We start from the raw sequence: 23,363 nt of genomic DNA on the forward strand, positions 1-23,363 counted from the left end.
TTTTAATATTTTTTATTGCTATTTCTATCTTAAAATATAGAAAATTATAAATTATTAGTTTATAATTTTTATTATTATAAAAGTATATTATGTGTATTCTATAATTCAAATGTAATAATTTTGTTATCTATTCTTCTTTTTTTAGATACTTTATGAGTCGTAACAAAGGAGAAATAATTGATTTTACATAATATATTACGTATTTTAATGACAGTTATTTTTTGTTTGTCACAAATTATAGAAGTTAATGCAAATCTTTTGAGATGTAGATCACAAGAGAGGGAAAGTATTACCACGATTGCACAAAAAAAAGATATTTTTATTCAGACAAATAATATAGTGTTCTTTAATGTTTCAGGTCAAAGTGCTAGAGAAAATAGTAAAGCTATTATCAGAGCAATGGTTGAAAAAATTGTTTTTACCGGGATAGCCCTTTTCCTTGAAAAACTTATGTTTAAAACGGTTGGAATTTTTAAGAGATGGGCAGGGGCTGCACTTTCTCAAGCCTTTGAAGATTGGCGAAAGTTATTTTATTACTGATCAAGCTATGTGTTTGTATCAAAAGTTGTTTTATACGTTATCGTATAACGATTTTTTATTGTTATGAGCTAAAAAGTAAGGGAAAGTTTGCTTAAAGTTTAACGTATTCTTCTTCAACTAGCTCGGTACAAATTTTAAACTTCTATTCAGTACACTGAAAAAAAAGCGCAAAAATTCATCTTGCATTATATCTAAATAATTTTTTATAAAAAATAGACAATACGAAATGAATTAATGACAATTATAAAAAATCGCATTACCCCTTTATCAAAGAAAATGACAAAAATATGAACTATGAAGAAGTTAAATAACTCTTAATAAGAGTATTTTTCATTAGAGAATCTGACATGCATTAATCAATGCTGTTTAAATATGTCTTCGGGAGAAAAACACGAAGCTTTATGATAGATAAAGCGAATATTGTATTACGAATTTTAGTCAACGATTCAGTGAAGAAGGACAAAAATGGGAACAAATGAGCTTAAACGAGGTATGAATAAACGCCAAGTTATTTTTTTAGCTCTTGGCTCTGCTATTGGAACGGGACTTTTTTACGGATCTGCACAAGCGATTAAGCTTGCGGGTCCAAGTGTGCTCTTTGCTTATTGTATTTCTGGCTTGGCTATTTTTATGGTTATGCGAGCTCTCGGTGAGATGATTATTTACAATCCACTGCCCGGTTCTTTTGCTCGTTATGCTGCAAATTACATATCGCCGTTAGCAGGTTTTTTAACAGGATGGACGTATGTTTTTGAGATGCTTCTTGTTGGCTTGGCTGATATTACGGCTTTTGCAACTTATATGGGGTTTTGGTATCCTGACACTGCTCCTTGGATATGGGCACTCAGTATTACATTGATCATTACTGGTATCAATTTAGCAGCAGTAGAAGTATACGGTGAACTAGAATTTTGGCTGTCTTCCATTAAAATTATTGCTATTATTGCTATGATTGTTTTAGGGAGCACAATCATTTTATATGGTTGGGGAACAACCCCTACTTCTTCCACTGTTAATATCCAGAATTTATGGAAAAATGGTGGTATTTTTCCCAATGGTTTGTTTGGTTTTTTGGCCTGCTTCAGTGTTGTTGTCTTTGCTTTTGGTGGTGTAGAAATTATCGGAATGGCAGTAATGGAAATACAAGATCCTTATCAAACTATCTCAAAGGCTATTAATTCTACCCCTGTTCGTATTTTACTATTTTATATCATGAGCTTAGCCATTTTAATGTCACTTTATCCTTGGAATAAAATTGGCCTTATGGATAGTCCTTTCGTTTCGATTTTTGAAAGCCTTGGGATTTCGTCAGCTGCTAATATTCTGAACATTGTTGTTGTTACTGCGGCTATTTCAGCAATGAATAGTGCAATGTATGGTGCTGCTCGCATGATACATGGGCTATCGCAAGAAGGTTATGCGTTGAAGAAGTTTCAATATTTATCGAAAAATGGTATACCAGTTTTTGTTATTTTATTGATCTTAGGTATTTTCCTTCTTGGTGTTGTTCTTAATTATTTTTACTATGAACATCTTTTTTTTCTCATTGCAGCAATGGCGACATTTGCAACAGTTTTCGTTTGGATGATGATACTATTTTCGCAGATTTTTATGCGGCTTAAAATGCCTAAAGAAGTGCAATCTGATTTGAAATTTCCAATTCCATTTTGGCCAATAGGACCAATTCTTTCTATCTTATTTATGATTTTTATTTTTGTTTTGTTATGTTTTTTTGATGATACGCGACCAGTTTTAATTGTAGGTGTTAGTTGGATTATTTGGCTTATTATTTGTTTTTATGCACTTAAACTTTGTAATTCGGAGAAAAATAAGCTTCACCAAAATAACGAATAAGAATTAAAGCAAGAATAAAAATTTAATGATTTCATGATTGAAGAATATTCAATAATTACACAACAAAAATTACAAAAAATCTGTTGATCTTCATGTTTGAAAGAATACGTATGTTATTGTTGATGACGATTACTAAATCATATAAAGGAGAAATAGATACCAAATCGATAGATAATTGCTAAAAATCAGTAATTGCGTAGATTTATCTCCTTAATTTCAACTGTATCAGTGTTAGCTAAAGGCTTTTATCCGCATATAGAGCAACAAAAAGAGAAAGGTAGCTTTCTCCAATCTCTGTTGATTAAAGAATTGTTTTATAAGAGAAGTAAACTGCAAGAATAACTATTATTATTTTGATTTATGCATAGAATTATTTTTTTAAAATAGATCAAATAAATAGAATTTATATAATAGTTAAATTATAATAATATTTAAATTATTATTTATTTTTGTTTCATATTGTATTTTAATATGATTGAATAAATGATCAAATAAGCTTAGAAGAATTTAAGTTTTAAAGATGAATTATTTTATGGATTAAACTCTTAAACGTTACGGAATAAAAGACTTTGCTGTAAGTGAGAAATTAGTTCTTATCCTTTTTAAAGAAGAGATTGAGATTATTAATATACGGGGTAGAGGTATATTGTAGTTTATACATTTGTTCTATCCGCAATGTTTTTTATACAATGTACAATGGTCAAAACTAGTGCCAATAGAGAAGAGGAGTTTCAACAAAATAATTAAGGATTAGCTTTATTTTGTCCGTCAAAAACTTGGTGAAAACTAGTAAGATAGAACCGTAATATAAAATTTATAGAAATAGAAAATCCTAAATAGCGACGAATGCACGATAGTTTTTTGTATATGTGTTACATTTATTGGGCAAAAAAGTGGAGAGAAAATCTACTTTTTCCTTAATAGCTCTTGCTGCTTTGAATATCTTTCTGCCTGATAGTTGTATAACAGTGTTGATAGGGGAGCTAGAGCTACGGTAAACAAATTTTATCACAATTGGCAAAGAGCAGGATACTGTAAGCACTCACATTTTGATGCAAAGATATTAGGGCTTTTAAAAGAAGTAATTATGGGACAGTGGTCTTTTTATTTTTACAGGAATTCTGTAACGATAAAATATTCCTGAAGCAGTTTTTTCAGCAAAGCTTAACTGGATTACGAATGCGCGGAGAAGTTTGTCGTGCTTTTTATATTTTTATGCCAGAAGTACCAATTAAGAATTTTTCTAGTCTTCATTATGTTGTTTGGTAATTTAAATGCCTGTACAATTTGTGCACAATTGCCAGCTATTTCATATCCACGCTCACCAACAGATGATTTTGCACATCAACACTCTGAGAAGCAAAAATTACTGAAGCTCAAGAATCTAGGAACTTTAACGCCTCGAAAAGTTTCTCCCTCTGTTGAAGAAGCACAAAGAATACTTTTGGGTGATGGCCGTTGCTTTACAATTAATCATATTTCTGTTGAAGGAGTGCATCATATAAAAAAGCGCACGATAACGAAAGTTATTGATCTTTATGCTGGTAAATGTATAGAACTTTTTGACATACAAATTCTCATCAAAAAATTAACTAAGATATATTTGGATAGGCTATGTGACGGCGCGTTTTTATATTCCGGATCAAGATATAAAAAACAGCAAGATTCTCAAATTTGTAGTTGTTGAAGGCAAACTTTCAGATATTTACTATAATGGTTTTCCGGCTTCTTCTTATAACAATATTGTATGGAGCGCTTTCCCACATCTTAAGGGCCACACTCTTAATATGCGTGATATTGAACAGGGGCTAGATCAGATAAACAGGCTTCAGTCAGCGCATGCCCAAAGTGAATTTCTTCCAGGAAGAGAAGAGGGTAGCATCATTGTTAATATTAACAATCATTCCGATCAAACTTTGAGGGTTGCCGTTTCTCATGACAATATGGGCCAAGCATCTACAGGTTATGCACGTTATAGTGCGAGCTTAAAGGTAGAAAATATTTTAAGTTGCAATGATGCAAGGAATTTTGGCTATCAACGTAGTGAACCAGATTATTGGGGTGGGAGCAAACAAGAGGGACATAGCAATAACATTTCTGTGAATATAAGTATTCCCTACGGCTATTGGACATTTTACTTTAGCGGCTATACTTATAATTATCAAAGTATTATAAACGGTAACTTTACAGATATTGAAACGACAGGTAATTCTAGTGAATTACATGGCGGTGCAAGTTATGTGCTTCACCGTGATAATGTTTTTCTGTCAACATTGAATTTTAGGCTTTCCTATAAAAAAACCAATAATTACTTCCTTGGAAACAAAATTGAAGTTGGGAGTCGCCAATATAGTATTGCCAGTTTCGGGCTTTCGCATTCACGCCAGATGTTTGGAGGCACATGGACATTTGAAGCCAACTATTTGCAAGGACTTCGTTGGTTTCATTCTGTCAAAAAACATGAACCAGGAGCTGGAGATGCTGAGCCTCGATTTGCTAAATTTACTGGCACACTCAGTATTATGACACCCTTTAAGGTTGGAGGCTTAGAATTCATCTTTGGCACTCTTTTGATGGCAACGCAATTGCTTGAAGAAGGGTTTAAATACAGCAATGATTCCTATAAAACCATGTTATCAAAGAGCATCCCATCGCCGTGGTGGATCGTGATGAAAAGGGAAAGATCATCTATTTAACAGATGAAAATGGTCAGTATATAAAAGATAGCCATGGACAAAAAATACCTCACTCACATTATTTAACGGCTGAGGAGAAGAAGCAGCTACAAGCCGGTTCTGATGGTAAAGTTCATGTTTTCTTCAATGGTATTTTACGACACCAGATGAAGCAGCTCATAATGCGGTTCAGTTTGCTGATAATCAAAATGAACCGCTCTATTAGAACTGATGGTAGCAGACTAGCAAAAATTTCTGGAAAATAACTTCTTTAGTTTAACCAATTCGGCACAGGATCTGCTAAAGAACTATGGGAATACAGGGCTGGAACTTTACGCTCATAGCCGTGGCGGTATGACAGTTTATAATGCCCTGAATTCTTTAGAACAACAAGGCATGCGCAATATAGCAGGCAACATAAATATCAATCTTTACGCACCGGCTTCTAACGCTGCAGCTGTAGCAGATAAGTTAAACAGGCTGAATAATGGCAAACAAACTACGGTTGGCTTTGATGGGCATAGATATGACTTTGTTAGCAGATGGATCGGCGGCAATGATTTTACCTACCAGACAGTGCCTGCCGCCAGTAATAGTTGAAAAGAGGTAAGTTTATTGAAAGTTCCAATAGATAATGGGATATAAGATTTTGTTATGGAGGTCATATCGACCTTTATTTCTTTTTGAAAATAATTCATACTAAAAGGGGATATTAGTTTAACACAATTAAAAAAAAGAACTATATCTTAGAAATTATTTCGATTGGCATTTAAACAATTTTATTAAAAACATTTGGAAATCTATTTCAATGATTGACCTTTTGCAAGAACTTTGTAAAAAGATCTAATTAGTTTGGAGGGGTGGCCGAGCGGTTTAAGGCACCGGTCTTGAAAACCGGCGTGCAGGAGACTGTACCGTGGGTTCGAATCCCACCCCCTCCGCCACTCAATTTTTATCAATTGTAGTTTGTTACCAGTTTTTGTAGCAATTTACTTTTTTCTAAGATTTTAAAGGGGATATCAATGGATTTTTAAAGATCTCTCAAAGATCATTTAAAGTCTCTTTAATGATTCTTTTTAAAAATCGCAATTTTAGATAATCAAGCATTTAGCGAAAGTTATATTATTTAAATCGCATGTATTAAGATATGGTAATTGTTTTTATCTTAAATTGTCTAAAGATTTTTCGTATCTCTGGTACATCATTTAAATGAGCAACGCAGATAATGGTTCTAAAGACAACCATCGGATCCATAAATTTTAGAGTATAGTCCCAAGTTAATGCTTGCTGGCCAATATGAGAATTTAAGCATTTTTTTATACCAATACAATAAAAAGGAGTAATCCTCCCCCAAAACAGCTGAGATAAGCGTAATCCCTTCGCATAGGTGCAATTTTTGTGAGAGGGTAAAGGGATACAGTAACAACCGTTACCAGCACCAACAAGAGCTCTGAGCTAAGATATCAATAAAAATTGCCTAATTTACAGTTTATTTGCGACAAACAACAATAAATGAGGAACGAAAAATATCCTTAAAGTGCCTAAAGAAATTGATGCTAATAAACGCTAACAGTGTTTTGGTACATTTCATTTCGTTCTTATTTTCGATTTTATCTAGGAACGCCGTAAAATAATATCTTTAAAATAGGTGATATAATGTAAATACTCATTTTCTCTGAGCGGAAAACTGACTTATATCTCCCGCTTATGCACGTTTACATGAAGATAAAATGCTTCAATACTTTTAGCTGGCTATCGCAAGCGCATTTGAGCGATTTAGTTCGTGTATGTGAACTTTCTCATGTGTTTCTTTGGCTTTCCGAACAGTGTTGGTAATTTCTCGTGCTTTCTGTTCTGATACACCAATACTTTGAGCAAGTGTTTCATAATCATTGTTTTTGATCGCTTTATATTCATTTGCTGAGAGACGATAATCTAAATTGCGTGTAAAAGTGCTGAGTTCTTTATACAATAGAGGAGATTGAGACAAGATTTTTTTTTGTGATTCTGGTGATAAGTAAAAGAGATTTTGCAAGTTTGCACTAGGCTTTTCTACTGCTCTTCCACAGCGTTCTTGTTCAATTTTATGTTCTTGAATGATTGAATGACGTACATATTTTACAGTATACGCATAATTCCTAACTGCAGAACAAAGCAGATCAACACACTCTTCAGCATTTGCGCGCGTTTGATTTTTAAAGCAAAGAAAATTGATACCTACAAGCTTAGAAATAGAGTTAGGAGAGCGTTCAATTTGATCAGCAAGCTGTTGGCCTAAGTCTGGATTTTGAAGAATTTCTTCCATTTGTTTGTTTAATGCTTTTGAATCGCCATAAATAGTTTTTGACAAGTATTGAATTTGGTCTCGAACTGTGTGTATACGCGCATTTTCCATAAGCATTTTAGAAAATTCACTTTTTGTTAGAGGCGCTAATGTTTCTCTGGGGATGAGCGTGTTTTCAAGCTCTTTGGTTTTGGGATAGGTAAAAGTAATTGTATCACCAGGTTTTAATGTTTTTATTTGTTCTGGTAATAGATGCTCTTTATTGCCAATGACGTAAATACCTTGTGCTTCAAGCACAAAACTACCAAAATTGGCACCTTTATAGATTCCTGTGTAGGTTTCATCTTCTTTTGCAGCCATAACAAGACGATCATGAACATTGTGCCCAAGTTCTTTCATGTTGTTCATGAATTCCTGTAAAATATATATTTTTTCTGGATTGGAGATATCTTCAAAAAGATCTCTCATTAGTTGTGTATTGCCATATTTTGCTGCTTCCGCATAGGCAGTTATCATGCGTTCTCTTGTTACAAGAGAGAACTCCAGTCTATGCCCTGCTGCTTTGGCGAGATTTTCAAAAAATAATTGTTCTGTGTGTTCATTGCCATCTATGAATGGGTGTATATGTTTGAGCGAGATAAACATTTCTGCTGCTTCAGAGATAAATTCTTCGCGCGTTAAGCCTTGCAGATTCTCTTTTTCGGCAAGCGTTTTCTCTAATCTTTGTAAGCTTTCTAGAATTTCCTTATCACTTACAAAGGCTCTGTCCCATTCGGCTCTTCTCATTTCTGGCATAGCGGCCATACTACCATCTGAAAATGTGAAAGGAACAGTGCGGATCTTTCCAGCCCATTCAAAAGTTCTCTTAAATAATTGGTGATGGATATGACATAGATAAGCGGAGTCAAAATATTCTGGCAGCGATTCCTTACGCAGAATCTTCATTGCTTCTTCTGTATCATATGAACATTTTTCCAGAAAGAGTTCTAAATTTTTTTCTCCATATTTATTTTTGAGTATGTTGGTACCAGGATAGACATAATGATGGGGTGAGGGGATTCCTCTTGTTTTTGACTTTGCTTTTGGCATAATAACTTCCTTATAATATACTGCTTTTCATAAGAGCGTTAAATTCCTCTAGTAAAATATTCCCCCTTGCATATCCTTCTAAAATTTTGAGTGTTGTAAGATGAAGCGTTGTATCTCAATTGCATTAGAGCTAATGACTGCATCAACTACTTCTCAGCGTTTTTTCCATTCTTCTGCTATTATGGAAGAAAGTTTTTTCACTTTTGTTCTCATCTATTTTTCCTTTTCAACGTTTCAAGAGTTGCCGTAAAAAAGCCTTTTTTGTAGATGTTATCTCCCTTTAATTTCCTCAAAAGATGTTTCGTTGTTTGAATGGGTCATAATAAATTTCTGTGGTCTTAACTCTACATCGTCTCCGTCCTCAATTTCTTTAACCAAAAGGGTCATTTGCTCAAATACAGCAAATACTGTTAGCGCATAAACCGTGGTAATGAAAACGAGATGACCTGAATTGATATTGCGGATTATAATAAAAGGACGTACTATCTCACAGTTCTTATAAAAAATGTGATGAAGACGGATCTGTAAAACAGATTCGAAAAATTCCTTTGATATCAATAAAGTGAAATCTTGACCATTTTAAAAGACATCCATGAAGTATCACAAAAAACTTCTTTTTGCACATTTAACCTTGTTTGCGAATGGAGAGATTGTTATGAACTGAACTTTTAATTAAGCAAAACTCATGATCATTGTCTAATAACCTTTTGGTTTAAACAAATTCTTTCCAATAGTAATTCTTAATGCTCCAATAAGGCAGATTAAGGTAAAACAGGATATTTAAACGATCACAGGCACATAACAAATTTCGCATTAATCATTCTGAAAGCCTATTAGATATGGCAAAAAAATTAGCTATATTTTTAGCATTTTTATCTTCTCTAGAAATTGGCAAAAATTTGTACCGATTGGAATGGCAGAAAAGATCATTGAATAGTTTATCACAACAGAGCCTAACAGAATTCAAAAAACTATTAGAAAGAGTTTGCAAAAAAGAATACATCTTATAAAGATATGTTGGAAAATCTCATTCCCCAACCTTTATTTTTGCATAGATAATCTAAAAAAATGTATAAAATCAATAAATTACAGATATCTCAAAAACATATGGTGGGCGATGAGAGACTTGAACTCCCGACATCTTCGGTGTAAACGAAGCGCTCTACCAGCTGAGCTAATCGCCCAATGCAATGATCTGCTATTGAATAGGCACTCTTTAAGGAAAAATTTTTGTAAACGCAAGAATAAAGATAGTGTTTGATGATTTTTTTTAAAAAATGCATAAGTTTGCTTGACATCAATGAATGAACATCTTACACGACCGCTTATACCAATAATGAATTGGTTTGAAAGAAGTGCGCGAGTGTAGCTCAGTTGGTTAGAGTGCTGGCCTGTCACGCCGGAGGTCGCGGGTTCGAGCCCCGTCACTCGCGCCATTTTAGTTTTTTTATAAATTTCTGCTTTTTGAGTAAACATCTTTATATATGGAACATATAGTTTGTAGAGTGTTTACTTTAAGTTATTTTTTAGAATCTATATTTTTTCCTTTTTACACGGTTTATAAGAATAGGGCTTGCGTCTTTCTTCGCTCTGCGATACCTATGTCAATAAGAAAAGCGTCGCTCAACATGCCTTTAAAGTAGTACGAGCGGAATTAACAGAGCAGTTATTATATTCTGTTTGGTTTAATAATGTAGAGTGATTGCGTTAATTCAGGTCATTTCATTAAAGCGGAAGAGGATTATGACTCATTTATTGGGCTCTTATTTACCGATTTTGATCTTTATTATTGTTTCGGCAATTATTGCTGGAGCTCTTTTAATTATGCCTTATATTGTGGCTTATCGTTCTCCTGATCCCGAAAAATTATCGGCTTATGAATGCGGATTTAATTCATTTGATGATGCACGTATGAAGTTTAATATTCGTTTTTATTTAGTGTCTATTTTGTTTATTATTTTTGATCTTGAAGTTGCTTTTCTCTTTCCTTGGGCAGTTTCATTTAGTTCGATAGGTATGTTTGGCTTTTGGTCTATGATTGTGTTTTTAGCACTTTTGACTATTGGATTTATATATGAATGGAAAAAAGGAGCTCTTGAATGGGATTAATATCTAATGATTCAATAATGACTGCTCCAAAACCAAAAGGGGTTATTGATCCAAATACAGGCAAGTTGATAGGTGTCGATGACAGATTCTTCCGTGATATTAATGCCGAATTATCGGATAAGGGATTTTTAGTTACCTCAACAGATGCTTTGATTACTTGGGCACGTACTGGTTCTTTAATGTGGATGAGTTTTGGTTTGGCTTGTTGTGCTATCGAAATGATGCAGTGTTCAATGCCTCACTATGATAATGAGCGTTTTGGATATGCACCACGCGCGTCACCTCGCCAATCAGATGTGATGGTAGTAGCGGGCACTCTAACGAATAAGATGGCACCAGCTTTAAGAAAAGTGTATGATCAAATGCCGGAGCCACGTTATGTGATTTCTATGGGGTCATGTGCAAACGGTGGTGGATATTACCATTATTCTTATTCAGTTGTACGTGGATGTGATCGTATTGTACCTGTGGATATTTATGTACCAGGATGCCCTCCTACGGCGGAAGCATTGCTGTACGGTATATTATTATTGCAGAAAAAAATCCGTCGTACTGGTTCTATAGAGCGATAAGGACTTCATTATTATGATGAATGAATCATTAGTTGAACTTTCTACCTATTTAAAAAACAAATTAGGAGATAAGCTTGAAGAAACCATTCTTGCATTTGGTGAATTAACGATTATATCGCGTCTTCAAGCAATTACGGATGTTTTAATGTTTGTTCGTGATGATTCTCGTTGTCAGTTTATTAATATTACAGATATTAGTGGTGTTGACTATCCTTCTCGTGATAAACGTTTTGATGTCTCTTATCAATTACTATCTCCTCGTCATAATTTACGTTTGCGTGTTAAAGTGCGTACTGATGAAAATACTCCTATTGCTTCTGCCTGCTCGATTTATCCTGGAGCAGAATGGTATGAGCGTGAAACGTATGATATGTATGGAATTTTATTTACAGGTCACCCAGACTTAAGACGCATCTTAACTGATTATGGGTTTGAAGGACATCCTTTACGCAAAGATTTTCCTGTAACAGGATTTGTTGAATGCCGTTATGATAATGAAGCAAAGAAGGTGATTTATGAGCCTGTTGTTTTGCGACAAGAAATGCGTAATTTCGATTTTCTTTCTCCTTGGGAAGGTGCTCAACATGTTGTGCCATGTGTTGACAAATCAAATGATGAAAAATGATATTGGAGCTGATAAAATATAGTATTTAGAGCAATAAAAATCTTAAATAATTAATTATTTTCAATGAAATAAGAGTTTTTATTAAAATTTTATATAAAGTTTTTTAAAGCAAAGGATTAAGAGTGGCTGAGGTCAATGTTCGAAACTTTAATATTAACTTTGGTCCGCAGCATCCTGCGGCACACGGCGTTTTACGCATGGTTTTGGAATTGGACGGTGAAGTTGTTGAGCGTGTAGATCCACATATTGGGCTGTTGCATCGCGGTACCGAAAAATTAATGGAAACAAAAACTTATCTTCAAGCAGGTCCTTATCTAGATCGTTTGGATTATGTTGCTCCTATGAATCAAGAACATGCTTTTGTGCTTGCCATTGAAAAATTGTTGGGTGTTGATGTTCCTAAACGAGGACAATTAATACGTGTTTTGTTTTCTGAAATTGGGCGCATTCTTAATCATTTACTTAATGTAACAACACAGGCAATGGATGTTGGTGCTTTAACACCACCGCTTTGGGGATTCGAGCAACGTGAAAGATTGATGATTTTTTATGAGCGAGCGTGTGGGGCACGACTTCATGCAAATTATTTTCGTCCTGGTGGTGTGCATCAAGATTTACCTGAATCTTTAATTGAGGATATTGGTAATTTTATTGATCCCTTCCTTATTGCTCTTGGCAAACTTGATGCACTCGTGACGCCAAATCGGATTTTTAAGCAACGTAATGTGGATATTGGTGTAGTAAGTATTAATGAAGCTTGGGCACGTGGTTTTTCTGGAGTCATGATCCGTGGAGCTGGTGTGCCATGGGATTTGCGTAAAAGCCAACCTTATGAATGTTATAATGAAATGGAATTTGATATTCCTGTTGGAAAAAACAGTGATTGTTATGACCGTTACCTGATTCGTATGGAAGAAATGCGTCAGTCAGCAAAAATTATGCGCCAATGTGTGGAACGTTTGCTTAGTACGGAAAAAAATGGACCAGTTTCGAGTTTAGATCGCAAAATTGTTCCTCCAAAGCGTAGTGAAATGAAAAGTTCGATGGAAGCACTTATTCATCATTTTAAACTTTATACAGAAGGTTTTCATACACCTCCTGGTGAAGTGTATGTTGCTGTGGAAGCACCAAAAGGTGAGTTTGGAGTTTATCTTATTTCTGATGGTACGAATAAGCCTTATCGTGTTAAATTACGTGCTCCCGGTTTTGCTCATCTTCAAGCTATGGATTTTTTAACCCGAGGTCATATGCTAGCGGATGCTACAGCTATTTTAGGATCGATTGATATTGTTTTTGGGGAGGTTGATCGCTAATGTCTGTACGCCGTCTTGCAGATGATATCTATCAGCCCGTAGAGTTTTCTTTTACAAAAGAAAATCAGATATGGGTGCAAAATACTATAGACAAATATCCTGCAGGGCGTAAGCAGTCTGCTGTAATTCCATTATTAATGCGTGCTCAAGAGCAAGATGGTTGGGTAACACGTGCTGCAATTGAGCATATTGCACAGATTCTTTCCATGGCTTATATTCGTGTTCTAGAGATTGCCACTTTCTACACTCAGTTTCAACTCCAACCAGTCGGAACAAAAGCACATATTCAGGTTTGTGGTACGACTCCTTGTATGTTACGTGGTTCTGGTGAATTGATTAAAGTTTGTCAGAAAAAAATTCATCGTGAGCCTTTTATTACCAATCGGGATGGAACTTTATCATGGGAAGAAGTAGAGTGTCTTGGTGCTTGTGTAAATGCTCCAATGGTTATGATTTTTAAAGATACTTATGAAGATCTTACAGCTGAACGACTTGAAGAAATTATTGATGCATTTGAATCTGGTAAAGGCTCTGAGATAGTAGTGGGGTCGCAAAGCGGTCGTAAATCATCAGAACCTGTGAGTGGTTTGACTTCTCTTATTGATATTGATGATGCAAAAGAAAAAAAAGATCCCTCAAGTCTTCAAAAAAAAGATAAGAAGAAAATAGGAGTATAATAAAATTTTATTATCCTACTCATTATGGCAATATTTAACTAAAAATAAGAAATCTTAAAAGGATGTTTTTAAATTAGATTTGAGGAAAAACTAAAAATGCTATGGGAAAAAGAAAAAAGGGTGGAGTATGCTGACTGATAAAGATCGCATTTTCACCAATCTTTATGGTTTAAAAGACAAATCATTAAAGTCTGCAATGTTACGTGGACATTGGGATGGTATTAAAGCGATTATAAACAAAGGTCGTGATTGGATCATTGATGAAGTGAAGGCATCAGGTTTGCGTGGACGTGGTGGTGCTGGTTTTCCCACAGGACTGAAGTGGTCTTTTATGCCAAAACAGAGTGATGGCCGACCTCATTATTTGGTTGTAAATGCAGATGAATCAGAGCCTGGAACATGTAAAGATCGTGATATTTTACGGCATGACCCGCATGCTTTGATTGAAGGAAGTGTTATTGCTGCTTTTGCGATGGGGGCGAATATCGCCTTTATTTATATTCGTGGTGAATATATTCGTGAACGTGAAGCGCTTCAAGCTGCTGTTGATGAATGTTATGATGCCGGATTACTTGGCAAAAAAACGAAATATGGGCATGCTTGTGATATTATTATTCATCATGGTGCTGGTGCTTATATTTGTGGCGAAGAAACAGCTCTTCTCGAGAGTCTTGAGGGGAAAAAGGGGCAACCTCGACTTAAACCACCGTTTCCTGCGAATATGGGGATTTATGGCTGTCCAACAACAGTAAACAATGTAGAGACCATTGCAGTTGTTCCAACAATTTTACGTCGAGGTGCTTCGTGGTTTTCATCAATTGGGCGTGCAAATAATGTTGGAACGAAATTATTTATGATTTCTGGACATGTTAATGCACCCTGTACAGTTGAAGAAGCTCTTGGTGTTTCGTTCCGCGAATTAATTGAAAAACATACAGGTGGTATTCGTGGTGGATGGAATAACCTTTTAGCAGTTATTCCTGGCGGTGCTTCTTGCCCAGTTGTTCGTGGTGAGGATATGATTGATGCGATCATGGATTTTGATGGAATACGAGATATTGGATCTTCTTTTGGCACAGGTGGTGTGATTGTTATGGATAAATCGACTGACATTATCAAGGCAATTTGGCGTATAGCAGCTTTTTTCAAGCATGAGAGCTGTGGTCAATGTACACCGTGTCGTGAAGGCACAGGTTGGATGATGCGTCTTTTAGAACGTATGGTTGAAGGAAGAGCGCAAAAACGTGAAATTGATCTTTTGTTCGAAGTCTCTAAACAAGTTGAAGGACACACTATTTGTGCACTTGGTGATGCAGCCGCATGGCCTGTACAGGGGTTGATCCGTAATTTTCGTCCAGAAATTGAACGTAGAATTGATGCTTATACGCGAAATGTAGTCCAAAGAAGAAATATTGCTTTGGAAGCAGTAGGATAGAGAATTTTATTCTAAAAGAAATAAAATGCAAGTATAGGTGAATTATTCACAGGCTGGTTGAGTGATGATAAATATCAAAGTTGATGGTAAGGAAATTGAAGTCCCTGATTATTATACGTTGCTTCAAGCAGCTGAGGCAGCTGGTGTTGAAATTCCGCGTTTTTGTTTTCATGAATCTTTGTCAATTGCTGGAAATTGTCGTATGTGTTTGGTTGAAGTCAAAGGGGGCCCCCCCAAACCTCAGGCTTCTTGTGCTATGGGGGTTCGTGATTTACGATCCGGCCCTAATGGTGAAACGCCAGAAATTTTTACCAATACAGAGATGGTAAAAAAAACACGTGAAGGTGTCATGGAGTTTCTTCTCATCAATCATCCTTTGGATTGTCCTGTATGTGATCAAGGAGGAGAATGCGATCTTCAAGATCAAGCAATGCTCTATGGACGTGATTGTTCTCGGTATACAGAAAATAAACGTGCTGTAGAGGATAAATATATTGGACCACTTGTGAAAACTGTTATGACACGGTGTATTCATTGCACACGTTGTGTTCGTTTTACAACGGAAGTTGCGGGTGTTTCTGAGCTTGGTTTAATAGGACGTGGTGAAGATGCTGAAATTACGACATATCTTGAGAAAGCTATGACATCTGAATTGCAGGGAAATGTTATTGATCTTTGTCCAGTAGGAGCTTTGACTTCAAAACCTTATGCATTTCATGCACGTCCATGGGAGTTGATTAAAACGGAATCAATTGATGTAATGGATGCACTTGGTAGTGCTATTCGCATTGATAGTCGCGGTCGTGAAGTTATGCGAATTATGCCACGTACAAATGAAGATATAAATGAAGAATGGATTTCTGATAAGACACGCTTTATTTGGGATGGATTACGCACTCAACGGCTTGATAGGCCATATGTACGCAAAGATGGAAAGCTTCAACCTGTAAGTTGGACAGAAGCTTTTGAAAAAATTAAAACAGTCGTTTCTCAAATTTCGCCCAAAAAAATAGGGGCTATTGCAGGGGATCTTGCATCTATTGAAGAAATGTATGCACTTAAAAAACTACTGATTTCACTTGGATCAAAGATCTTTGATTGTCGTCAAAGAGGAATGGCTTTATCCTCTGAATTAGGGCGTTCGAGCTATATTTTTAATCCAACTATTGCAGGTATTGAACAGGCTGATGCTTTGCTTATCGTAGGCTCTAATCCGCGCCATGAAGCCGCTGTTTTAAATGCACGTATTTTTAAACGTCAACGGATGGGAAACTTTCCCATTGCATTAATTGGAGAGAAAGTCGATTTACATTATTCTTATTCTTATCTTGGAGCTGGTACTGATGCTTTAAATGCACTTATCCGTGAAGAGGAGGTGTTTTTTAATGTATTAAAAGAAGCAAAGAGACCGCTTATTCTTATTGGGGAGGGAGCTGTTTCAGGTAAAGACGGTTTGTCTGTTTTAAAAAATCTTGCAAAATTGGCTGATAAAGTTGGAGCCCTTAGTAAAAAATGGAATGGGTTTGGAGTTCTTCATAATGCAGCATCAATTGTTGGAGGATTAGATATTGGTTTTACTTCTAAGCTTGGGGTTACGAATATTCTTAAAACCTGTGAAGTTTTATTTCTTCTTGGAGCTGATGAAATAGAATTAGCCAATACAAAAGCTTTTACAATTTACATCGGTAGTCATGGTGATAATGGTGCGCATGCTGCTGATGTTATTTTGCCTGCATCGACTTATACGGAAAAATCAGGACTTTATGTAAATACAGAAGGACGTGTTCAAATGACAAACCGAGCTGGTTTTGCTCCGGGTGAAGCAAAAGAAGATTGGGCTATTTTACGTGCTTTATCGGATGTTTTAGGACGAAAGCTTCCTTTTGATTCACTTTCTCAATTAAGGCAGAGCTTGTTTAATGATTATCCACATCTTTGTGCCATTGATGATATAGTGCCTTCTGATATAGCTAATCTTAAAGTACTTGGTTCACAAATGATTGTTTTGGAGCAGCAAACATTTACTTCTATGATCAAAGACTTTTATTTGACAAATCCAATAGCACGTGCTTCTGCAGTTATGGCTGAATGTTCATCTCTTGCCCAAAAACGTGCTTCTCAAATTGTAAAGTAAGGGCAAAGGAAAAAGAATAATGAACTATGATTTCTTTATAACTTGGCTGTTGCCGTTACTTATTATAATTGGAAAAACGCTTCTCCTGTTGGTTTTTCTCTTGATCTTAGTTGCTTATCTTCTTTATGCAGATAGAAAGATTTGGGCGGCGGTGCAATTGCGGCGTGGTCCAAACGTTGTTGGCCCGTGGGGATTGTTGCAGTCTTTTGCGGACTTAATTAAATTTGTTGTTAAAGAACCTATTATTCCTGCTGGTGCTAATAAAGGGGTTTTTCTTTTGGCGCCTTTTGTTTCTGCTACACTTGCTTTATCAACTTGGGCTGTTATCCCAGTTAATGAAGGTTGGGAAATTGCACATATTAATGTTGGTTTGCTTTATATCTTGGCCATTTCATCTCTTGAAGTTTATGGCGTTATTATGGGAGGGTGGGCATCAAATTCAAAATATCCTTTCTTAGGAGCCCTTCGTTCAGCAGCACAGATGATTTCTTATGAAGTTTCTATTGGGTTTGTACTTATAACTGTTATTTTAATAAGTGGTTCGTTAGACCTCACAACAATTGTTCATAGGCAAAAACACGGATTTGGAATGATTCTTGGCCTTCCTTTCAGCAGTTTTCTTGATTGGAATTGGCTCGTTCTTTTTCCAATGTTTATTATATTTTTTATTTCTGCGTTGGCAGAGACAAATCGTCCCCCCTTTGATTTAGTAGAAGCAGAATCTGAACTTGTTGCTGGTCATATGGTTGAATATTCTTCAACGCCTTATATGCTTTTTTTTCTTGGGGAGTATGTTGCTATTGTTTTAATGTGCGCACTAACAACTATTTTATTTTTAGGTGGTTGGTTACCTCCCTTGGATATTTGGTGGCTTAATTGGGTTCCTGGTATTATTTGGTTTGTTCTAAAGGTTTGCTTTGTATTTTTTTGGTTTGCTATGGTCAAAGCATTTGTTCCACGTTATCGCTATGATCAACTCATGCGGCTTGGTTGGAAGGTTTTTCTTCCTCTCTCACTAGCAATGGTTATAATAACTGCTGCTTTTTTAAAGTATACAAGTTTTGTTTAAGAGGAGGTTTCACGATGTCAGGTCTTATTCAGGCAGCAAAGTCACTCCTTTTATTAGAATTTATGAGTGCTTTTTTCTTAGCAATGCGTCAATTTTTTGCTCCAAAGCCTACGATTAATTATCCTTATGAGAAAGGTTTTGTTTCGCAACGTTTTCGTGGAGAACATGCGCTACGTCGTTATCCAAATGGTGAAGAACGGTGTATTGCCTGTAAATTATGTGAAGCGATTTGTCCAGCACAAGCTATTACAATTGAAGCAGGACCACGACGTAATGACGGTACACGTAGAACTGTCCGTTATGATATAGATATGGTTAAGTGTATTTACTGTGGTTTCTGTCAAGAGGCTTGTCCAGTTGAAGCTATTGTAGAAGGACCAAATTTTGAATTTGCAACAGAAACGCGAGAAGAACTTTATTATGATAAAGAAAAGCTTTTAATGAATGGAGATCGCTGGGAGAGAGAAATTGCTCGTAATATATTGATGGACGCACCTTATCGTTAAGGGTGTCATTGAATGAGGTGTCGGATAATTTTTCCGATAAATTGTAATCTGGTATGAAGTTTTATACCAATTGTATAGTTAATTGAGGAGAAGACTATGCTACCAGATCTAGCGGCGGCATTTTTCTATTTATTTTCTTTTATTATGCTTGTAAGTGCAATTATTGTTATTACAGCGCGTAATCCTGTGCATTCAGTTTTGTTTTTAATATTGACATTTTTTAATGCTGCGGCTTTGTTTTTACTTGCAGGTGCAGAATTTTTAGGGCTTATTCTGCTTGTTGTTTATGTTGGTGCTGTAGCAGTTTTATTTTTATTTGTGGTTATGATGCTTAATGTTGATTTTTTTGAGTTTAAAAGTGGTGCCCTTCGATATGTTCCTATTGGAGCTCTTGTTGGAGGCACTGTGGCAGTAGAATTAATTGTTGTTTTTATGAGAGGCCATTTTTCTCCAGTTCTTAAAACACATATTACGCAACCAACGCCAGACTTAGCACAGCGAACAAATACACAGGCTTTAGGTGATATTCTCTATACAGATTATGTTTTTTATTTTCAAATTGCTGGGATCATTTTATTGGTTGCAATGATTGGTGCTATTGTTTTAACACTTCACCATAAAACAGGTGTAAAGCGGCAATCTATTGCTGTGCAAGTTTCTCGGACAGTAGAAAATGCAATTGAAATCAAACAAGTTGAGTCAGGAAAAGGCATTTAGGGGAGAATTATGCACATTGATATTACGCATTATCTCATTGTTTCTGCTCTGATGTTTACAATCGGAATTGCTGGCATTTTTCTCAATAGAAAGAATGTGATTATTATCTTGATGTCCATTGAGCTTATATTGCTTTCAGTTAATCTCAATTTTGTTGCGTTTTCAGCATTTCTTCATGATCTTGTTGGTCAAATATTCGCTTTATTTATCTTAACGGTAGCAGCTGCTGAAGCTGCAATTGGTTTGGCAATTCTTGTTGTTTTCTTCCGTAATCGTGGCTCTATTGCGGTTGAAGATGTTAACGTAATGAAAGGCTAACCAATAATGTATCATATTATCATCTTTCTTCCGCTTTTAGGCTTTTTAATTGCCTCTATAGGAGGAAAAGCTATAGGAGATCGCCTGAGTGAATTGATAACATGTAACTGTATGGTACTTGTTGCCGTACTATCATGGGTAGTTTTTTTAGATATTGCTCTTGGTCATACTCCAATGGTTGATGTATTAGTATTACATTGGCTTACTGTTGGCAATTTAAGCTTTGATTGGGCATTACATATTGATACATTAACAGCTGTTATGCTTATTGTTGTGAATAGTGTTTCGGCATTAGTACATATTTATTCAGTTGGTTATATGTATCATGATCCTTCAAGATCCCGTTTTTTTTCTTATCTTTCCTTATTCACATTTATGATGCTAATGTTGGTGACTTCCAATAACTTGCTGCAGATGTTTTTTGGATGGGAAGGTGTGGGGCTTGCTTCTTATTTGCTCATTGGTTTTTGGTTTCAGCGCGATTCTGCTAACAAAGCTGCAATGAAAGCTTTTGTAGTTAATCGTGTTGGGGATTTCGCTTTTCTTTTAGGAATCTTTAGTATTTTTGTTTTATTTCAATCCGTTGATTTTTCTACTATTTTTGCAAAAGCTGCAGATAATAACTTCATACAAAATGTGAAATTTTTAGGATGGCAGCTTGATGGACAAACAGCAATTACTATTACATGTCTTCTGTTATTTATTGGTGCAATGGGAAAGTCAGCACAATTTCTCTTACATACATGGCTCCCTGATGCAATGGAAGGACCCACTCCTGTATCAGCACTTATTCATGCAGCAACAATGGTAACAGCAGGTGTTTTTATGGTAGCACGCATGTCTCCCATTTTTGAACTTTCTTCAATTGCTTTGACAGTAATTATTATTGTCGGAGCAACTACCGCATTTTTTGCCGCAACTGTTGGTTTAGTACAAAATGATATTAAACGTGTTATTGCTTATTCTACGTGTTCACAACTTGGTTATATGTTTGTTGCACTAGGTGTTGGAGCTTATGGAGCAGCTATTTTTCACCTCTTTACGCATGCTTTTTTTAAAGCCTTATTATTTCTTGGTGCAGGCTCCGTCATTCATGCTGTATCTGACGAACAAGATATGCGAAAAATGGGCGGGTTACGTAAACACATAACGATAACGTATTGGATGATGATAACAGGAACCATCGCCTTAACAGGTGTTGGAATTCCAGGAACACCTTTTGGCACTGCTGGTTTTTTCTCCAAGGATATGATTATAGAGTCTGCTTTTGTTTCACATAATATTGCTTCAGGATATGCCTTCTATCTTCTTGTTTTTTCTGCCTTATTAACAAGTTTTTACTCATGGCGGCTTATATTTATGACATTTCATGGTAAACCGCGAGCTACAGTTGATATTATGCATCACGTTCATGAATCGCCTCCGGTTATGTTGATTCCACTCTTTATTTTATCTATTGGAGCAATATTTGCTGGTGTTGTTTTTCAACCTTATTTTTTTGGTGATGTATATGATGCTTTTTGGAAGGGAGCACTATTTACAAGCAACCATAATCACATTCTTCATGATGTTCATCATGTATTTAATTGGGTAAAATGGTCGCCATTTATAGCGATGATTCTTGGATTTATGTTAGCCTATTTATTCTATATTTCTTTTCCTTCTCTTCCCAAAAAAATGGCTGATTTTATGCCAGGAATATATCATTTTCTTTACCAAAAATGGTATTTTGATCAATTATATCAGGTTTTGTTTGTTCGTTCCGTTTTCAGAATTAGCTTCTTTCTTTGGAAAGTCGGAGATATTAAAATTATTGATGGTCTAGGTCCAAACGGTATTGCAGCACGTATTGTTGATATTACAAACAGAATTGTTCGTATGCAGACAGGCTATCTTTATCACTATGCATTTGCAATGCTTATAGGCGTTGCATTGCTGATCACATGGATGATGGTCGGGGGCGTGAATTGATGACAGATTGGCCTATTCTTTCTACGGTTACATTTCTGCCACTTGTGGGGGTACTGCTGATTTTATTTATCAAAGATGATAGCGAAGCAGCGCGATATAATATACGCAATGTAGCATTTTTTACGACTGTATTTGTTTTCATTATTTCCTTAATTATTTGGGCAGAGTTTGATTATACGAACACGCATTTTCAAATGGTTGAGAAATATAATTGGTTAGGAGGTGACATTAACTATCATATGGGGGTTGATGGTATTTCTATTCTATTTGTTGTTCTCTCGGCTTTTCTTTTGCCGTTCTGTATTTTGGCAAGTTGGGAAAATGTTAAAGATAGCTTAAAAGCTTATATGATCGCTTTTCTTCTTCTCGAAGTCGTGATTATTGGAGTCTTTTGTGCTCTTGATGCCATGTTATTTTACGTTTTTTTTGAAGGTAGCCTTATTCCAATGTTTATTATTATAGGTGTTTGGGGGGGGGCACGACGTGTTTATGCAAGTATAAAATTTTTCTTATACACTTTACTTGGTTCAGTGCTTATGCTGGTTGCTCTTATGGTTATGTATTGGGAGGCTGGAACACTCGATATACCGACTTTACTAAATTATCAATTTCCTGCACATATGCAAATATGGTTGTGGCTTGCATTTTTTGCTTCTTTTGCAGTTAAAATGCCCATGTGGCCAGTTCACACATGGCTCCCTGATGCTCACGTGGAAGCACCCACAGCTGGCTCAGTTATTTTAGCCGGTGTATTATTAAAATTAGGTGGTTATGGCTTTCTGCGTTTTTCTTTACCAATGTTTCCTATTGCCTCAGCTGATTTTGCACCTTTTGTTTTTACTTTATCGCTTATTGCTATTATTTACACATCATTAGTTGCACTTGTTCAAAATGATATAAAAAAGCTTATTGCATATTCCTCAATAGCACATATGGGATACGTGACTATGGGCATTTTTGCTTCAAATGAACAAGGTGTTCAAGGAGCTATCTATCAGATGCTATCACATGGAATTATTTCAGCAGCTTTATTTCTTTGTGTTGGAGTTATCTATGACCGCTTGCATACACGTGAAATTTCAGCTTTTGGTGGTTTAGTGAATAATATGCCAAAATATGCTGTTGTTTTCCTAATCTTCACCATGGCGAATGTTGGATTACCCGGAAGTTCAGGATTTTTAGGTGAGTTTTTAACCTTAATAGGTGTTTTTCAAGTAAGTAAATTAGTCGTTGTTTTTGCTACAACTGGCGTTATTTTATCTGCTGCTTACGCACTTTACCTTTATCGGCGTGTAATTTTTGGTTCCTTGGATAAAGAGAATTTAAAAATTCTTGTAGATCTTTCTTCAAGAGAGAAATTTATCCTTTATCCAATGATTATTCTTACAATATTTTTTGGTGTCTATCCAACGCCTATTCTTAAAACAATAGCGTTTTCCGTAGAAGCTCTCATCAATAAATTGCACTAGATAAGG

At 35.7% G+C, this 23,363-nt stretch carries 19 protein-coding genes, 3 tRNA genes and 1 pseudogene; 21 read left to right on the top strand and 2 right to left on the bottom strand.

Annotation, left to right across the window (positions count from 1 at the left end):
• The first annotated feature begins 177 nt into the window (after positions 1–177).
• The 6 genes and pseudogenes from HWV54_RS00295 to HWV54_RS00320 all read left to right on the top strand — a co-directional run bounded on the left by HWV54_RS00295 (position 178) and on the right by HWV54_RS00320 (position 6,013).
• Positions 178–540: a hypothetical protein gene (locus tag HWV54_RS00295; protein ID WP_005865335.1), complete on the top strand. Its 363-nt coding sequence runs from the start codon at positions 178–180 to the stop codon at positions 538–540.
• Between the two features lie 465 nt (positions 541–1,005).
• Entirely contained in the window at positions 1,006–2,394 is a 1,389-nt protein-coding gene (locus HWV54_RS00300; RefSeq protein WP_005865333.1) for an amino acid permease, read from the top strand.
• Positions 2,395–3,649: 1,255 nt separating this feature from the next.
• Positions 3,650–4,967, top strand: a pseudogene (locus HWV54_RS00305) (ShlB/FhaC/HecB family hemolysin secretion/activation protein); the annotation flags it as partial.
• Between the two features lie 86 nt (positions 4,968–5,053).
• On the top strand, positions 5,054–5,335 hold the full coding sequence (locus HWV54_RS00310; RefSeq protein ID WP_051011393.1) for a hypothetical protein: 282 nt from the start codon (positions 5,054–5,056) through the stop codon (positions 5,333–5,335).
• 88 nt (positions 5,336–5,423) lie between these two features.
• Positions 5,424–5,669, top strand: a complete 246-nt coding sequence (locus HWV54_RS00315) for a hypothetical protein (RefSeq protein WP_051011392.1) — start codon at positions 5,424–5,426, stop codon at positions 5,667–5,669.
• Between the two features lie 254 nt (positions 5,670–5,923).
• Positions 5,924–6,013, top strand: a tRNA-Ser gene (locus tag HWV54_RS00320).
• A gap of 800 nt (positions 6,014–6,813) precedes the next feature.
• Here HWV54_RS00320 and HWV54_RS00325 read toward each other — a convergent pair.
• The gene (locus HWV54_RS00325; protein ID WP_005865326.1) at positions 6,814–8,442 is read right to left on the bottom strand and encodes a BID domain-containing T4SS effector; all 1,629 of its coding nucleotides are present in this window, start codon (positions 8,440–8,442) and stop codon (positions 6,814–6,816) included.
• Positions 8,443–8,542: 100 nt separating this feature from the next.
• Here HWV54_RS00325 and HWV54_RS07215 point away from each other — a divergent pair, with 100 nt between their 5' ends.
• Positions 8,543–8,692, top strand: a complete 150-nt coding sequence (locus HWV54_RS07215) for a hypothetical protein (protein ID WP_176953544.1) — start codon at positions 8,543–8,545, stop codon at positions 8,690–8,692.
• Positions 8,693–9,550: 858 nt separating this feature from the next.
• On the opposite strand, the gene HWV54_RS00335 is transcribed toward HWV54_RS07215, so the two are convergent.
• Positions 9,551–9,626, bottom strand: a tRNA-Val gene (locus tag HWV54_RS00335).
• A 175-nt stretch (positions 9,627–9,801) separates the two neighbouring features.
• Here HWV54_RS00335 and HWV54_RS00340 point away from each other — a divergent pair.
• The 14 genes from HWV54_RS00340 (at position 9,802) to HWV54_RS00405 (ending at position 23,357) form a co-directional block, all read left to right on the top strand.
• Positions 9,802–9,878 (top strand) — tRNA-Asp (locus tag HWV54_RS00340).
• Between the two features lie 307 nt (positions 9,879–10,185).
• Positions 10,186–10,551: an NADH-quinone oxidoreductase subunit A gene (locus HWV54_RS00345; RefSeq protein WP_005865324.1), complete on the top strand. Its 366-nt coding sequence runs from the start codon at positions 10,186–10,188 to the stop codon at positions 10,549–10,551.
• A complete protein-coding gene (locus HWV54_RS00350; protein WP_005865322.1) occupies positions 10,542–11,123 on the top strand; it encodes a NuoB/complex I 20 kDa subunit family protein in 582 nt (193 codons plus the stop codon). The genes HWV54_RS00345 and HWV54_RS00350 overlap by 10 nt, the downstream gene beginning before the upstream one ends.
• Positions 11,124–11,139: 16 nt before the next feature.
• Entirely contained in the window at positions 11,140–11,748 is a 609-nt protein-coding gene (locus tag HWV54_RS00355) for an NADH-quinone oxidoreductase subunit C (RefSeq protein ID WP_040296446.1), read from the top strand.
• 122 nt (positions 11,749–11,870) lie between these two features.
• On the top strand, positions 11,871–13,061 hold the full coding sequence (locus tag HWV54_RS00360) for an NADH-quinone oxidoreductase subunit D (protein ID WP_005865318.1): 1,191 nt from the start codon (positions 11,871–11,873) through the stop codon (positions 13,059–13,061).
• Positions 13,061–13,738 carry an NADH-quinone oxidoreductase subunit NuoE gene (nuoE, locus tag HWV54_RS00365; RefSeq protein ID WP_005865316.1) on the top strand — a complete coding sequence of 226 codons (678 nt, stop codon included), beginning with the start codon at positions 13,061–13,063 and terminating at the stop codon, positions 13,736–13,738. Before HWV54_RS00360 ends, nuoE begins: the two co-directional genes overlap by 1 nt.
• A 127-nt stretch (positions 13,739–13,865) precedes the next feature.
• Positions 13,866–15,173: an NADH-quinone oxidoreductase subunit NuoF gene (gene nuoF, locus HWV54_RS00370; RefSeq protein WP_005865315.1), complete on the top strand. Its 1,308-nt coding sequence runs from the start codon at positions 13,866–13,868 to the stop codon at positions 15,171–15,173.
• A gap of 64 nt (positions 15,174–15,237) precedes the next feature.
• A complete protein-coding gene (nuoG, locus tag HWV54_RS00375; RefSeq protein ID WP_005865313.1) occupies positions 15,238–17,307 on the top strand; it encodes an NADH-quinone oxidoreductase subunit NuoG in 2,070 nt (689 codons plus the stop codon).
• Between the two features lie 19 nt (positions 17,308–17,326).
• The gene (gene nuoH, locus HWV54_RS00380) at positions 17,327–18,376 is read left to right on the top strand and encodes an NADH-quinone oxidoreductase subunit NuoH (RefSeq protein ID WP_005865311.1); all 1,050 of its coding nucleotides are present in this window, start codon (positions 17,327–17,329) and stop codon (positions 18,374–18,376) included.
• A gap of 14 nt (positions 18,377–18,390) precedes the next feature.
• Positions 18,391–18,882 carry an NADH-quinone oxidoreductase subunit NuoI gene (nuoI, locus tag HWV54_RS00385; protein WP_005865309.1) on the top strand — a complete coding sequence of 164 codons (492 nt, stop codon included), beginning with the start codon at positions 18,391–18,393 and terminating at the stop codon, positions 18,880–18,882.
• A gap of 96 nt (positions 18,883–18,978) precedes the next feature.
• Positions 18,979–19,599, top strand: coding sequence for an NADH-quinone oxidoreductase subunit J (locus tag HWV54_RS00390; RefSeq protein WP_005865307.1), 621 nt, complete (start codon positions 18,979–18,981; stop codon positions 19,597–19,599).
• Positions 19,600–19,608: 9 nt separating this feature from the next.
• Positions 19,609–19,917 (top strand): NADH-quinone oxidoreductase subunit NuoK, encoded by a 309-nt coding sequence (gene nuoK, locus HWV54_RS00395; RefSeq protein WP_004860043.1) that lies wholly within the window; start codon positions 19,609–19,611, stop codon positions 19,915–19,917.
• A 6-nt stretch (positions 19,918–19,923) separates the two neighbouring features.
• On the top strand, positions 19,924–21,888 hold the full coding sequence (gene nuoL, locus HWV54_RS00400) for an NADH-quinone oxidoreductase subunit L (protein WP_005865303.1): 1,965 nt from the start codon (positions 19,924–19,926) through the stop codon (positions 21,886–21,888).
• On the top strand, positions 21,888–23,357 hold the full coding sequence (locus tag HWV54_RS00405) for an NADH-quinone oxidoreductase subunit M (protein WP_040296445.1): 1,470 nt from the start codon (positions 21,888–21,890) through the stop codon (positions 23,355–23,357). The genes nuoL and HWV54_RS00405 overlap by 1 nt, the downstream gene beginning before the upstream one ends.
• Positions 23,358–23,363: the final 6 nt, after the last annotated feature.

Origin of the sequence: Bartonella alsatica (assembly GCF_013388295.1) — a bacterium.
Lineage (GTDB): Bacteria > Pseudomonadota > Alphaproteobacteria > Rhizobiales > Rhizobiaceae > Bartonella > Bartonella alsatica.

What these genes read in the sequence shown, in the direction of transcription:
- HWV54_RS00355 (WP_040296446.1), top strand. Translation starts at nt 11,140, where the DNA reads ATGAATGAATCATTAGTTGAACTTTCTACCTATTTAAAAAACAAATTA.
- nuoH (WP_005865311.1), top strand. Translation starts at nt 17,327, where the DNA reads ATGAACTATGATTTCTTTATAACTTGGCTGTTGCCGTTACTTATTATA.
- nuoG (WP_005865313.1), top strand. Translation starts at nt 15,238, where the DNA reads ATGATAAATATCAAAGTTGATGGTAAGGAAATTGAAGTCCCTGATTAT.
- nuoF (WP_005865315.1), top strand. Translation starts at nt 13,866, where the DNA reads ATGCTGACTGATAAAGATCGCATTTTCACCAATCTTTATGGTTTAAAA.
- nuoL (WP_005865303.1), top strand. Translation starts at nt 19,924, where the DNA reads ATGTATCATATTATCATCTTTCTTCCGCTTTTAGGCTTTTTAATTGCC.
- nuoE (WP_005865316.1), top strand. Translation starts at nt 13,061, where the DNA reads ATGTCTGTACGCCGTCTTGCAGATGATATCTATCAGCCCGTAGAGTTT.
- HWV54_RS00390 (WP_005865307.1), top strand. Translation starts at nt 18,979, where the DNA reads ATGCTACCAGATCTAGCGGCGGCATTTTTCTATTTATTTTCTTTTATT.
- HWV54_RS00345 (WP_005865324.1), top strand. Translation starts at nt 10,186, where the DNA reads ATGACTCATTTATTGGGCTCTTATTTACCGATTTTGATCTTTATTATT.
- HWV54_RS00315 (WP_051011392.1), top strand. Translation starts at nt 5,424, where the DNA reads ATGACAGTTTATAATGCCCTGAATTCTTTAGAACAACAAGGCATGCGC.
- HWV54_RS07215 (WP_176953544.1), top strand. Translation starts at nt 8,543, where the DNA reads ATGAAGCGTTGTATCTCAATTGCATTAGAGCTAATGACTGCATCAACT.
- nuoI (WP_005865309.1), top strand. Translation starts at nt 18,391, where the DNA reads ATGTCAGGTCTTATTCAGGCAGCAAAGTCACTCCTTTTATTAGAATTT.
- HWV54_RS00350 (WP_005865322.1), top strand. Translation starts at nt 10,542, where the DNA reads ATGGGATTAATATCTAATGATTCAATAATGACTGCTCCAAAACCAAAA.
- HWV54_RS00405 (WP_040296445.1), top strand. Translation starts at nt 21,888, where the DNA reads ATGACAGATTGGCCTATTCTTTCTACGGTTACATTTCTGCCACTTGTG.
- HWV54_RS00325 (WP_005865326.1), bottom strand. Translation starts at nt 8,442, where the DNA reads ATGCCAAAAGCAAAGTCAAAAACAAGAGGAATCCCCTCACCCCATCAT.
- HWV54_RS00300 (WP_005865333.1), top strand. Translation starts at nt 1,006, where the DNA reads ATGGGAACAAATGAGCTTAAACGAGGTATGAATAAACGCCAAGTTATT.
- nuoK (WP_004860043.1), top strand. Translation starts at nt 19,609, where the DNA reads ATGCACATTGATATTACGCATTATCTCATTGTTTCTGCTCTGATGTTT.